The 12,672-nt window shown below is 70.0% G+C and carries 10 protein-coding genes; 6 read left to right on the top strand and 4 right to left on the bottom strand.

Annotated elements, in window-relative coordinates; all coding sequences use genetic code 11:
• The first annotated feature begins 44 nt into the window (after positions 1-44).
• Positions 45-830 (top strand): NAD(P)H-binding protein, encoded by a 786-nt coding sequence (locus ABZ382_RS34895; RefSeq protein ID WP_357098064.1) that lies wholly within the window; start codon positions 45-47, stop codon positions 828-830.
• Here the strand turns inward: ABZ382_RS34895 and ABZ382_RS34890 are convergent.
• The gene (locus ABZ382_RS34890; RefSeq protein ID WP_357098061.1) at positions 820-1,584 is read right to left on the bottom strand and encodes a hypothetical protein; all 765 of its coding nucleotides are present in this window, start codon (positions 1,582-1,584) and stop codon (positions 820-822) included. The two genes, ABZ382_RS34895 and ABZ382_RS34890, sit on opposite strands and share 11 nt — an antisense overlap.
• A gap of 111 nt (positions 1,585-1,695) precedes the next feature.
• Here ABZ382_RS34890 and ABZ382_RS34885 point away from each other — a divergent pair, with 111 nt between their 5' ends.
• From ABZ382_RS34885 to ABZ382_RS34875, 3 genes are all read left to right on the top strand, one after another.
• Positions 1,696-2,934 (top strand): MFS transporter, encoded by a 1,239-nt coding sequence (locus ABZ382_RS34885; protein ID WP_357098058.1) that lies wholly within the window; start codon positions 1,696-1,698, stop codon positions 2,932-2,934.
• 4 nt (positions 2,935-2,938) lie between these two features.
• Positions 2,939-3,304, top strand: a complete 366-nt coding sequence (locus tag ABZ382_RS34880) for a metalloregulator ArsR/SmtB family transcription factor (RefSeq protein ID WP_357098055.1) — start codon at positions 2,939-2,941, stop codon at positions 3,302-3,304.
• Between the two features lie 117 nt (positions 3,305-3,421).
• The gene (locus ABZ382_RS34875) at positions 3,422-5,029 is read left to right on the top strand and encodes an NAD(P)/FAD-dependent oxidoreductase (protein ID WP_357098052.1); all 1,608 of its coding nucleotides are present in this window, start codon (positions 3,422-3,424) and stop codon (positions 5,027-5,029) included.
• Positions 5,030-5,093: 64 nt separating this feature from the next.
• Here ABZ382_RS34875 and ABZ382_RS34870 read toward each other — a convergent pair whose 3' ends face one another.
• Together ABZ382_RS34870 and ABZ382_RS34865 are read right to left on the bottom strand one after the other, a co-directional pair.
• On the bottom strand, positions 5,094-6,074 hold the full coding sequence (locus tag ABZ382_RS34870; protein WP_357098049.1) for an alpha/beta hydrolase family protein: 981 nt from the start codon (positions 6,072-6,074) through the stop codon (positions 5,094-5,096).
• Positions 6,075-6,241: 167 nt separating this feature from the next.
• Positions 6,242-7,216 (bottom strand): alpha/beta hydrolase family protein, encoded by a 975-nt coding sequence (locus ABZ382_RS34865; RefSeq protein ID WP_357098197.1) that lies wholly within the window; start codon positions 7,214-7,216, stop codon positions 6,242-6,244.
• A gap of 232 nt (positions 7,217-7,448) precedes the next feature.
• Between ABZ382_RS34865 and ABZ382_RS34860 the strand changes: the two genes are divergently transcribed.
• Positions 7,449-8,837 (top strand): serine hydrolase domain-containing protein, encoded by a 1,389-nt coding sequence (locus ABZ382_RS34860; protein ID WP_357098046.1) that lies wholly within the window; start codon positions 7,449-7,451, stop codon positions 8,835-8,837.
• A 51-nt stretch (positions 8,838-8,888) separates the two neighbouring features.
• Here ABZ382_RS34860 and ABZ382_RS34855 read toward each other — a convergent pair whose 3' ends face one another.
• The gene (locus ABZ382_RS34855; protein WP_357098043.1) at positions 8,889-12,029 is read right to left on the bottom strand and encodes a BTAD domain-containing putative transcriptional regulator; all 3,141 of its coding nucleotides are present in this window, start codon (positions 12,027-12,029) and stop codon (positions 8,889-8,891) included.
• Between the two features lie 114 nt (positions 12,030-12,143).
• Here ABZ382_RS34855 and ABZ382_RS34850 point away from each other — a divergent pair, with 114 nt between their 5' ends.
• Entirely contained in the window at positions 12,144-12,554 is a 411-nt protein-coding gene (locus ABZ382_RS34850) for a PaaI family thioesterase (RefSeq protein WP_357098040.1), read from the top strand.
• Positions 12,555-12,672: the final 118 nt, after the last annotated feature.

Below are 12,672 nucleotides of genomic sequence, written 5' to 3'. Positions count from 1 at the left end.
GGTTCTAGCGTCCGAGACGAGCAGATCGAGAAAGGGGAGTCGACATGCAGGTAGCAGTGGTGGGCGGTACCGGAACCCTCGGCGCGCCGGTGGTCCGTGAGCTGGCGGCCCGGGGCCACACCGTGCGGGTGCTGAGCCGGTCCGCACCGGCCGACCCGGTGCCGGGGACCGAGCATCACGCGGTCGACCTGGTGACCGGAGCGGGCCTGGACGCGGCGCTCGAGGGCGTCTACGCGGTGGTCGACGCCGGTAATCATCGTGGCCCGCGCAGCGCCCGCACCATGGTCGAGGGCGTGCGCGCCCTGCTGGCCGCCGAGCAGCGCGCGAAGGTCGGCCATCACGTGGAGATCTCCATCGTCGGCTGCGAGCGGGTCCCGTTCGCCTACTACCGGACGAAGGTCGCCCAGGAGCGGGCCGTCACGCAGGGCCCGATCCCGTGGAGCCTGTTGCGCGCCACCCAGTTCCACGAGCTCATCGACGAACTGCTGGGCGGCGGCGCCAAGTTCCGGATCGCGCCGCACAGCGCCATGCGTTTCCAGCCGGTCGACGTGACCGCGGTGGCGGGCCGGCTCGCCGACGCGGTGGAGGCCAGGCCGTCGGGCCGGGTCCGCGATGTCGGCGGCCCGGTCGTGCAGACCCTGGCCGAGCTCGCCGAACTCCGCCGCCGAACCCTCGGCCAGGCCCTACTGCCCTTCCCGGTGCCGCCCCTCGGCCGGGCGATCCGGCGGGTGCGCGACGCCGCGCTGTGCCTCGACCCCGATGGCGAGGCAGTGTCTTTCGACTATGCCGAGTGGCTGCGCCGCCGGTACGCGAAGCCGGTCAGCGCTTGACCCGCAGAACCGTTGGTTCCGCGCAGAATTGGGCCGTGGCCTGGTCGGGGCTGAGACCCGTGCGGGCCAACCCGCCGGTGTCGACGACCGTGCATTCGCTGCCGCCGACGTGACCGGTGCCGTCGTCGAGGAAGTGGACCTCGACGGTGACGAGCGGGTGCAGGACGGCGGCGTCGAAGGTCCAGAACTGGATGTTCCACAGTTCGTAGGAGTCGCGCGCGGTGATGACGGTGTAGCCCGCGGCGGAGGTGTCGATGCCGATTCCGGCGAGTTCGCCGGAGCGCTGAAGCTTGCCGTCGGGCGCCGCGTGGTAGATGACGTACCGGATATTGGCGGTGGCGGCCATGACCGGGATGATCAGCTCGTCACGCCCGTCGTTGTCGACGTCGCGCAGGCGCGGTTCGGTAGTGCCGACGGCCGGTTCGGTCAGGGTCTGGAGGGTGACGCCCTCGGGGTCCAGCGTCGTGACGGTGACCGCGCTCTGCTGCCCGTGGCCGTGGTGGCGGACCTCGAAGGTGAGTCCGGCGCTGTCGTGTGACTGCAGGTAGCAGTCGGGAGGCGTTGCGGCGGAACCGATATCGCCGCACGGCTGTAGCCCGGAGACGGGGGCGGGCGGGTCGGTGGCCGCGATGTCGCGGGGAGCACTGGGTTGCGGGTCGAGGTTGCCCGCCATGGGCGCGTCGGGGCGGGCACAGGCGGCCAGTGCCAGTGTCGCGGCGGCGACCAGGGCGCCGGCCGCGAGATTCCTCCCCATGACAGTGAGGATAGCGACGAATCGCCCACTCACCCGCACGGCGACGGGGTACGGAAACATCCATACGACATCATGTGCACACCTGCGCACCTATTGGCTTATAGTGGCGTCATGCTCGTCGTGCTGCGCCACCCCCAGTTCCGCAAGCTGTTCACCGCCCAGGTCGTCGCCCTGGTCGGTACCGGCCTGCTGACCGTCGCGCTGGGCCTGCTCGCCTACGAGGTGGCGGGCGGCCAGGCGGGGGCGGTGCTGGGGACCGCGCTGGCCATCAAGATGGTGGCGTATGTCGCTGTGGCGCCGGTGATCTCGGCGCTCACCGCGCGGCTGCCGCGCCGCCTGGTGCTGGTGTCGGCGGACGCGGTGCGGGCCGCAATCGCGCTCATGCTGCCGTTCGTCACCCACACCTGGCAGATCTACGTGCTGATCGCGCTGCTGCAGTCGGCCTCGGCGACCTTCACCCCGGCCTTCCAGTCGCTGATCCCGTCGATCCTGGTCGACGAGGAGGACTACACGCACGGCCTGTCCCTGTCGCGGCTGGCCTACGACCTGGAGTCGCTGCTCAGCCCGATGCTGGCCGCCGCCCTGTTGACGGTGATCAGCTACCACTCGCTGTTCGTCGGCACCGCCGCCGGCTTCGTGGCGTCGGCGCTGCTGGTGGTGACCACCCGGCTCCCCCGTCTGGACCCGGCCGACCACTCGGCCCCGCTGCTGGAGCGCATCACCGCGGGCGCGCGCATCATGATGAACCGCCCGGTGCTGCGCGGCCTGCTGGCCCTGAACATGGTGGTGGCGGCGGCCTCGTCGCTGGTCATCGTGAACACCGTGGTGTACGTGCGCGACCAGCTCGACGGCTCCAATACCGGTGTGGCACTCGCGCTGGCCTGCTTCGGGTTCGGATCGATGGCGGTGGCCCTGTCGACCCCGCGACTGCTGACGATCCTCCCCGACCGCCGATTCATGCTGACCGGCAGCGCGTTACTGCCGCTGGGCCTGATCGCCGCGTCCCTGCCGCCGCTGCTCCCCCGCACCGCCGGCGCGGTCGTGCTGGCTCTGACCTGGCTGTTGCTCGGCGCGGGCACCTCGATGATCAGTACCCCGTCGGCCCGCCTGCTGCGCGCCCAGACCCAACTCTCCGATCGCACAGCCGTTTTCACCGCCCAGTTCTCGCTGTCGCACGCCTGCTTCCTGGTGACCTATCCGATCGCGGGCAAGCTGGGCGCGCTGGCGGGTCTGCCGACCACGGCCATCGTGCTGGCCGCGCTCGCTACACTGGCAGCGACGACCGCGGCGCGGGTCTGGCCCGCGTCCGTCCCCGCCGACATCGAGGCGGTGCCCGCGGCAGGAAGGTGATCAGGTGACCAAGGCCGAATCGCCGCCCGCCGCCACTCCCAGCCTCACCCATCCGGTCGCACCGGACGAGGCCCGGCTGGACGTGGCCACCGAGACCTTCCGCATGCTCTCCGATCCGACCCGCCTGCACATCCTGTGGATCCTGGCCGCCGCCGAGGCCGATGTCTCCGCGCTCACCGAGGCCTGCGGCGCGTCCCGGACCGCGGTCAGCCAGCATCTGGCGAAGCTGCGCTTCACGGGCATGGTCGACACCCGCCGCGAGGGCCGACGCATCATCTACCGGATTCGCGACGGCCACCTGGCCCGTCTGGTCCGCGAGGGCCTCAATCACGCCGATCACGTCGTGACCGGCGAACCCTCCCACGAGTAACCATCCCCCGGACCTGCGCTCCTGGTCAGTGGGACGTGGTATCGCCGTGTACCCGCATTCGCCGCGACGATATGCCTATTCGAAATATCGCCGGACGAATAGTGAGAGGTCGCGCGCATGCATCCCGAGCAGGGCAGCCCATTCGATGTCATCATCATCGGGGCCGGATTCGCCGGACTGTACGGCGTCCACCAGGCGGCGAAGGCCGGATTGAACGTGCTCGGCCTGGAGGCCGGCGAGGGCGTGGGCGGCACCTGGTTCTGGAACCGCTATCCGGGCGCGCGCTGTGACGTGGAGAGCGTCGACTACTCGTACTCGTTCGACGAGGACCTGCAGCAGAGCTGGACCTGGACCGAGCGGTTCGCCGCGCAGCCGGAGATCCTCGACTACATCAATCACGTGGCCGACCGCTTCGAGCTGAAGCGCCACTACCGCTTCGGCCAGCGCGTGATCGGCGCGAGCTTCGACGACGCCGCCGCCGTGTGGACGGTGCGCACCGAGCGTGGCGACGAATTCCGTTCGCAGTTCGTGATTTTCGCGACCGGCTGCCTGTCCGCGCCGATCAAGCCGAACATCCCCGGCATCGAATCCTTCGCCGGCGAGGAGCTGTTCACCGCGCAGTGGCCCGAGCAGGGCGTGTCCTTCGAGGGCAAGCGGGTCGGCGTGATCGGCACCGGTTCGTCGGGCATCCAGGTGTCGCCGATCATCGCGCGGGAGGCGCAGGCGCTCACCGTGTTCCAGCGTTCGGCCAACTTCAGCGTCCCGGTCCCGAATCGCCCCTGGACCGAGCAGGAGCAGACCGATATCCGCGCCACCTACCGGCAGCGCCGCGAGAAGTCGTACTACGCGGGCGCGGCCACCCCGCACGCCTCGCTGGAGACCAAGGCCCTGGACATGAGCGCCGCGGATCGGGCCACGGCCATGGAGGACCGTTGGAACGGCGGCGGCGTGCTGTTCAACAAGGTCTTCCCGGATCAGAACAGCGATATCCGCGCCAATGAGCTGGTCCGCGAGTTCGCGGTCGCGAAGATCCGCGCCAAGGTCGACGATCAGGCCGTCGCCGACGACCTGATCCCCTCCGACCACCCGATCGGCACCAAGCGCATCTGCACCGATTCGGGCTACTACGAGATGTTCAACCGGCCCAATGTGTCGCTGGTGAACCTGCGTCGCGAGGCGATCGAGGAGGTCACCCCGACCGGTATCCGCACCGCGGACCAGTTCATCGAGCTCGACACCCTGGTCTACGCCACCGGTTTCGACGCCATGACCGGCGCGCTGCTGCGCATCGACCTGCACGGCGCGGGCGACGCCCGCCTGGGCGACCTGTGGGCCGACGGCCCGGTCACCTACCTGGGCTTCGGCATCCCCGGCTTCCCGAATATGTTCAGCATCAACAGTGTCGGCACCCCGTCGGTGATGGCGAACATGGTGCTGCACTCCGAGCAGCAGCTGGACTGGGTGCTGGCGCTGGTGCAGCACTGCCGCGCCAACGGCATCCGCACCGCGGCGGCGCGGTCGGAGGCGGCGGTCAAGTGGACCGATCACCTGCTGGAGGTCGCCGAGGGCACGCTGTTCGTGAAGGCCAACTCCTGGTACATGGGCGCGAACGTGGAGGGCAAGAAGCGCGTGTTCATGCCCTACATCGGCGGTTTCGGCAACTACCGCCGCTACTGCGACGACGAGCGCGACAACGGCTACCCGAACTTCGAGCTGACCGCGTAATCGGCTGAGGAGACCGGCTTGCTTCCCTGGGAAGCAAGCCGGTTTCGTCGTATCGGGCGCGGTTTCAGGCGGGCAGTCCCAAGCCCGCCGCCAGTACCGGCCACGACTGCTTCACCGCTTCCTGCCAGTAGCCCCACGAGTGGGTGCCGGTGAGCGTGAAGTAGCAGGTGGCGGGGATGCCGAGCCATTCGAGCCGCGCCGCGAGATGGTGGCTGCAATAGTCGGTGGCCGCTTCGATGCTGCCGCCTACGGTCACCTGGTTGAACCAGCCGTCGAGGCCGGGCAGGGTGTGCGGGCCGCCTGGCAGATCCCACTGTCCCGGTACCCCGGATCCACTGGAGATGAACAGGTTCAGGCCGCGCAGCTGATCGGCGTGCAGGAAGGGATCATTGGCCGCCCACTCGGGATCACCCGCGGGCCCGTACATATTGGCCGGGTCGCCGCCGCCCTTCTCCACCACGGTGCGCACGAAATGATGGCCCAGCGGGTCACTGATCTGGGCGCAGCCGCTGTAGGACGCGACCGATCGATACAGACCGGGTGCGGCGATGGCCAGTTGCAGCACCGAGGTGCCCGCCATGGACAGGCCCGCGATCGCGTTGCGCCCGTTGCCGTTCAGTTCCCGGTCCACGACCGGCGGCAGTTCCTGGGTGAGGAAGGTCCGCCATTTGTTCACGCCCAGAACGGGATCGGGCGCGCGCCAGTCGGTGTAGTAGGTGTAGTCGCCGCCGATCGGCGCCACCACGGTGACGTTCTTGCCGGCGAGGAAGTCCATCGCGTCGGTCGCGGTCTGCCAGTTCACCGCGCCGACGCCGCCGCCCGCGCCGCCGAGCAGGTAGAGCACGGGGACGGGCTGCGAGGTGTCGGCGGCGCGCTGCACTTCGACCTGGATGTCGCGGCCCATGGCGTCGGAATGGACCCACAGCGTCTGGAGGCGCCCGTCGCCGGTGTCGGGTTCGGCGGCGGCGGTGACCGCGGCGGTCGTGAGCAGGAGGGTTGCGGCCACGGCGGATAGTGCGCTGACCAGGGCATTTGTCGATCGCACGGTGTCTCCTTCGGCGATGGAACTATGCCTGAGGGTACGATTCCGCGCCGCCGGTCAGGGCCGGATTCCGCCCCCGGTGACCGCACTGTGGCCGTCCCGCGACCACCCCCGGACACGACGAAACCGGCTCGCTTCCCCTAGCGGCGCGCCGGTTTCGTCGTCTCCGATCAGGCGGGCAGGCCCAGACCGGATGCCAGGACCGGCCACGACTTCTTCAGCGCGTCCTCCCAGTACCCCCAGGAGTGGGTGCCGGTGGGCGTGAAGTCGTAGGTGGCCGGAATGCCGAGGCCGTCGAGCTTGGCCTTCAGGTTGTGGGTGCAGTAGTTGGTGGCGGCCTCGAGCCCGCCGCCGATGGCGAGCTGGTTGATCAGGCCGCCCGCGCCGGGCTGGGTGTGCGGGCCGTCGAGGGTGTCCCATTCGCCCGGCAGGCCGGATCCGCTGGAGATGAACAGGTCCAGGCCGCGCAGCTGATCGGCGTGCAGGTAGGGATCATTGGCGGCCCATTCCGGATCGCCCTGGGGGCCGTACATGTTCTTGCTGTCACCGCCGCCCGCGGCGACGACCATATTGACGAAGTTGTAGCCGAGCGGGTCGCTGATCTGGGCGCAACCACTGTAGGCGGCCACCGATCTGTACAGGCCCGGCGCGGCGATGGGCAGCTGCAACACCGAGGTGCCCGCCATGGACAGACCCGCGATGGCATTGCGCCCGTTGGCGTTCAAGGCCGCGTCGATGAGCGGGGGCAGCTCCTCGGTGAGGAACGTCTGCCACTTGTTCACGCCCAGTGTGGGATCCGGGTCGCGCCAGTCGGTGTAGTAGCTGAACGCGCCGCCGACCGGCTGCACCACATTGACGTCTTTGTCGGACAGGAAGTTCAGGACGTCGGTCCGCTTCCGCCAGGTCGCGGAGTCGGTGCCGCCGCCCGCGCCATTGAGCAGGTACAGCACCGGGGTGGGCCCCGAGGTGTCGGCGGCCCGTTGCACGTCGACCTGGATGTTCTTGTCCATGGCGGCCGAATAGACCTGCAACGTGAGGTTCCGCGCATCGACGGGCTTGCTGGAGACGATGCGGGAGCCGTCGGCGGAGGCCCCGGCGTAGTCCACCGAGGCGACCGGGTCGGCCCACGCGGTACCCGCGGCCATTGGTAGCAAGACGGTTGCGGTCAAGGCGAGCACTCCACTGCCCCAGATCTTCGTTGAACGCACGCTTTCTCCTTCGGCAGTGTTTTCCAGCTTGTTACTACTCAGCGCATCACATTGCCGATCCCCTCTAAGTAATTGCTGGCTCGAAACTGAGTGGCGGCTGAGAACCCCGGTCAGCGGCTGTCAGCGCACTGTCGGTGCGCTGTCAGCGCCGGTCGGCATCGTCATGGACATGACACAGACCACTACTTCCGACGCCGCCCTGACCGCCTTCGTCGAGGCCACGGCCGCGCGGTACGACCTGCCGGGCATCGCCGTCGGTATCTGGACAGGCGGCCGTGAGATCCATGCCACGGTCGGCGTGACCAGCACCGAGAACCCGGTTCCGGTGACCGAGCACACTGTGTTCGCGATCGGATCGACGTCCAAGACCTTCACCGCCACCGCGCTGCTGCGCCTGGTCGCCGACGGACGGGTCGACCTGGACGCCCCGGTCCGCACCTACGTTCCCGAGCTCGAACTGCTCGACGAGCACACCGCCGCCACCGTCACCGTCGCGCAGCTGCTCAACCACACCGCCGGGTTCGAGTGGAACCTGATCAACGACACCGGCGAGGGCGTGGACGGGCTGGCCGCGTTCGTGGCGTCACTGGCCGAGCTGCCGCTGCTCGGCGCGCCCGGTGAGCGCGCGTCCTACAGTCAGGCCGGTTTCAATCTGCTGGGCCGCGTCATCGAGAACGTGACCGGGGAGCCGTTCGAAAAGGTCGTCGCCGACACCGTTTTCGCGCCGGTCGGGCTGACCGAGAGCCACTACTTCCCGGGCGACATCATGACCCGCCGTTTCGCGGCCGGACACGAACGCCAGGAGGACGGGGCACTCGAGGTGGCGCGGGTCTGGAAGGGCACCCGCGCCAACAATCCCGGCGGCGGCATCGGCACCACGGTGTCGGATCTGTTGCGCTGGGGCCGATTCCACCTCGGCGACGGCCGCGGCGCGGACGGCGAGACCGTGCTGCCCACCGATCTGCTGCGCGCCATGCGGGAGCCGACCGTCACGCTGCGCAACAGCACCCTGGCCGACGCGTTCGGCCTGTGCTGGATGCTGCGCGATGTGGACGGGGTGCGGATGGCCGGGCACGGCGGTTCCGGCTTCGGCCAGTTCGCGGACTTCCAGCTGGTGCCGGAGCGCGATTTCGCGATCGTGGTGCTCTCCAATGCCAGCCCGGACGGCATTCCCGCCAACCAGGCCATCGTCCGCTGGGCGTTGGAGCACTACCTGGGCGTGATCGACCAGGACCCGGAGCCGGTGCCGTTCGACGCCACCCGCGTCCCGGAGCTGTCCGGCGTGTACGACATCGACGCCATGACCATGACCTGCTACGCCGAAGGCGATCAGCTGTACCTGGACTGCAAGGTCAAGCCGGAGATCCGGGCCGCCGGGGGCGCGGAGATCCCGCAGGATCACCCGCCGTTCCCGTTCGGCATCCTGCCGGGCGACGGGGACGACTATGTGATCACCGCGGGGTCCTTCGAGGGTCAACGCGGGTTCTTCAGCCGGGACGCCGACGGGGAGATCATCGGTGTGGATCTGGCCGGGCGACTGTTCGGCAGACTGTCCTGAGCGGCACGCATCGGCAGCGCCGGCCCTTTCCGGGTCGGCGCTGTCGTCGGGTCAGCCCGCCGCCCGCGTCAAGCGGCCCAAGGCTTCCGGCCTGGAGAGATCGGCCCCGAGGCGATACGCGCGGTCGTACGCGTCCGCACCGAGACGCTCGGTGAGAGCGGCGACGAGCGTGGTCAGCTCGGGTTCTCCGTGGTCGAAGACGCCGCGGATGACCTCGCTGAGGCCGAGGGCCGTGGCGGCCGCCGCGGGATCATTCTCCAGGAGAAGGAGTTTCGCGAGAAGCTCTGCGGCCTGGGCCTGCGCGTGCGCGGTGAGGGCGGAGTCGCCGTGAACGAACGAGCCGTCGATCACCCGAGGGAGCAGCGCACGGGCGGACCCGACGTCCGCTCCCGAGACGTGATTCCGCAGCCGCGCGACCGCTATCTGGTTGGCCGCCATGGATTCCGGGTACGGCAGGTGACGAATCCGCTGTTCGACCCGCTCCAGATCGCGGCCGGACAGGTTGAGATCGCCTGTGCGCCGGTGCAATTCGGCACTGGCGAAGAGCATCACGGCGCTCAGCCGAGCCAGGCCCCGATCGGCGGCGAGTCGTTGCGCGGCCTCGATATCGCGGGCGGCCTCGGCGAGCTCGCCGCCGCGCATCCGCTCTTCGGCAAGGGCGGTGCGGGCGGCGGCGATATCGTCCTCGGTCCCGAGTTCGGACGCCAGGGTGACCGCGCGGGCGTAGTCGGCGAGGGCCCGATCGTGCTCGCCCGCCACCGCGTGGGCGCGTCCGTCCGCGAGCAGGGCCATGCCCAGGCCCCAGCGATCACCGACGATCTCGAAGCCCCGCAATGCTTCTCGCCGGGCCTCGACTCCTTCCGAGAGCCGCCCCTTCCCGGTCAGGGCGATGTCGCGGGCGAACTGGGCGCTGGCCCGCACCCACGGATCCGGCCAGGTCATGGCCTGCTTCAGCTGACGTTCGGCGAGTTTCTCGTCCTCGGCGCGGGCGGCCAGCAACGCGGTCCACAGTGGAACGGCGGGATGGAATTCCAGCCCACCGGCTGCCACGCACTCCTCGATCAGCGTCGACAGCGAGCTTCCGGCGGGCGGGGCTCCCGCCATCAGGGCGATGACCCGGAACGCGGCGCGCGCCGATTCCGGCAACTGGTCCGCGAGGCCCAGGATTCCGGTCAGCGAGCTCTCGAACTGGGTGCTCATCCCCCGGATCCCCCAGTACCAGAACAGGGCGCGCACCAGTCGCGACGCGATCTCCGGCGACGCCGGTTCGCCCAGCGCGGTGCGCAACGCGGCGGCCAGGTTGGCGTGTTCGGCGTCGAAAAGGGCGATGGCGGCGAGCTGTTCGGTGCCGCGCAGGTGGGGTTCGGCCTGTTCGGCGAGGGTCAGGTAGTAGTCGGTGAACGGCTCGGTGAGGTGGTCGGGTGAGGACGCGAGCCGGTCGGCGGCGTAGGCGCGGATGGTCTCCAGCATGCGGTAGCGCGGCGGATCGTCGGAGCTGACGGTGACGAGGGACTTCTCGACGAGCGCGTCCAGGAGGTAGAGCAGGTCGGCGGCCGGGAGGTCCTCGTCGCCGCAGATGATCTCGACGGCTTCCGCGGTCGCGCCGCCGGGGAACGCGGAAAGCCTTCGGGCCAGGATCCTTTCGGGTTCTTCGAGAAGATCCCAGCTCCATTCGACCAGGGCGAGCAGGGTGCGCTGGCGGGGCAGGGCGGTCCGGCTGCCGGAGGTGAGCAGCCGGAAGCGGTCGCCGAGCCGCCGGGCCACCTGGTCGACGCTCATGGCGCGCAGTTTCGCGGCGGCCAGTTCCAGGGCCAGCGGGAGGCCGTCGAGCCGGCGGCAGATCTCCACCACCGGTGCGACGGTGTCGTCGTCGAGCGCGAAGCCGGGACGGATGGCGGCGGCGCGTTCGACGAAGAGCCGCACCGACGAGGAGTGTTGGGCCGCAGCGGAATCCGCGGTCTCGGCGGGCACGTCGAGCGGACCCAGGTGGCACAGCGTCTCGCCGGTGATGGCGAGGGGTTCGCGGCTGGTGGCGAGCACCCGCAGTTGCGGCAGCCGGTCCAGCAGTGTCTCGGCGAGCCCGGCGGCGGCCGCGATGACGTGCTCGCAGTTGTCGAGCACCAGTACCGCGGGCCCGATGTCGAGGAGTTCGGCCAGTCGGCCGGCCTTGTCGGGGCGTTCGGCGGCAGCACTGTCGAGTGCGCCCGCGACGGCGTCGGCGAGCTGGTCGGGTGCGCCCAGTTCGGCCAGCGGGACGAAGAACACCGCGCCGGTGTCGTGGCGGTCCATGGCCTCGAGCGCGAGGCGGGTCTTGCCCGCGCCGCCGGGTCCCACGATGGTGACCAGCCGTGAATCCGCCAGCAGCCCGGCCACTTCCGCGATCTCCGGTTCGCGGCCGACGAATCCGGTGAGGCGGACCGGGAGGTTCCGGGTCGCGGCTTCCCTTCGCGGGGAGAGGCTTTCGAGTTCACCGCGCAGCAGGGCCAGGTGGGTTTCGCGCAGGATCGCCGACGGGTCGATGCCCAGTTCCTCGTCGAGCCGGGCCCGGGTCTCCTCGTAGGCCGCCAGCGCGTCGGACTGCCGTCCGGCCGCGGCCAGGGCCCGCATGCGCAGGGCGGCGAGCCGTTCCCCGAGCGGATTGTCGGAGGCCGCGACCTCGAGGTCGGTGAGCACCTCGGCATGGCGGCCCACCCGCAGGTCCGCCTCGAAGCGGTCCTCGAGGGCGGCGGCTCGCAGATCGTCGAGCCGGGTCGCGGCGGCCTGCGCGAAGCGGGCGTCCAGAACGTCACCGAGGGCGGGCCCCCGCCACAGCTCGAGCGCCTCGCCCAGCAGGCGGGCCGCCGGTTCGCCGCGGCCCGCGGCCAGTTCCTGCCGTCCGCGCCGCACCAGATCCTCGAACTGATCGGCGTCCACGCTCACCCCGGGCAGCCGGTAGCCGCCGGGCCCGAATTCGACGGTGCCCACATCACGCAGGGCCTTGCGCAGCCGCGACACCAGCGCCTGCAGCGCGCCCGACGCCTCGGCGGGCGGCTCCTCACCCCAGAGTCCGTCGACGAGCGCGGAGACCGATACGTCGCGCCCCGACTCCAGCGCCAATCGCGCCGCCAGCATTCGCACCCGGACGCCGGGGATCTCGACCCGGGTCCCGTCCTCCGCATGGACCCGAACCGGTCCGAGCACACTCACCTGCACCCGGCGAGTCTTCCAGACGCACCGGCCGGGCACCCGTGTCCGATCGCGGCGGGGCACCGCCGTTTACCCCGGAGGTAATCGACTCCGGCCGCCGCGCCGGGCACAGTCGATTCCATGACCGACATCTCCGCCGACCCGATCGGCCCCCAGTTGTTCGCCACCATGCCGTTCACCGAGGGTCTCGGCGTGCAGGTTCTCGACTGCGGCCCGGAACTCGTGCGCAGCCGGCTGCCTTGGCGCGAGAACCTGTGCACGCTGGGCGGTTCCCTGCACGGCGGCGCGCTGATGGCGCTGGCCGACGCCACCGCCGCGGTGTGCGCGTACCTGAATCTCCCGGCGGGCAAGCAGGGTACGACCACCGTGGAGTCGAAGACGAACTTCGTGCGTGCCCTGCGGTCGGGTCACGCGACCGCCACCGCGACGCCGCTGCACACCGGTCGGAGCTTCATCGTCGTGGAGACCGAGATCCGTGATGACGCGGGCGCTCTCGTCGCCAAGGTGACCCAGACCCAGGCGGTGCTCTAGCCCGGCGTTCGACGCGATGCCCCCAAAGTTGCGGTCGTTCCAAACGGAACGACCCCCAAAAAAGTTATTGACCGCCAAAAGGGGACCCACGGTATATAATAAAAACCGCCCCCAACAC

This window comes from Nocardia sp. NPDC005825 (assembly GCF_040630175.1).
GTDB lineage: Bacteria > Actinomycetota > Actinomycetes > Mycobacteriales > Mycobacteriaceae > Nocardia.
This window is presented reverse-complemented; position numbering and strand designations above follow the sequence as displayed.

Coding starts and splice junctions, on each gene's coding strand:
- ABZ382_RS34850 (WP_357098040.1), top strand. CDS start 12,144: ATGACCGACATCTCCGCCGACCCGATCGGCCCCCAGTTGTTCGCCACC.
- ABZ382_RS34865 (WP_357098197.1), bottom strand. CDS start 7,216: ATGGCCGCGGGTACCGCGTGGGCCGACCCGGTCGCCTCGGTGGACTAC.
- ABZ382_RS34890 (WP_357098061.1), bottom strand. CDS start 1,584: ATGGGGAGGAATCTCGCGGCCGGCGCCCTGGTCGCCGCCGCGACACTG.
- ABZ382_RS34875 (WP_357098052.1), top strand. CDS start 3,422: ATGCATCCCGAGCAGGGCAGCCCATTCGATGTCATCATCATCGGGGCC.
- ABZ382_RS34885 (WP_357098058.1), top strand. CDS start 1,696: ATGCTCGTCGTGCTGCGCCACCCCCAGTTCCGCAAGCTGTTCACCGCC.
- ABZ382_RS34895 (WP_357098064.1), top strand. CDS start 45: ATGCAGGTAGCAGTGGTGGGCGGTACCGGAACCCTCGGCGCGCCGGTG.
- ABZ382_RS34860 (WP_357098046.1), top strand. CDS start 7,449: ATGACACAGACCACTACTTCCGACGCCGCCCTGACCGCCTTCGTCGAG.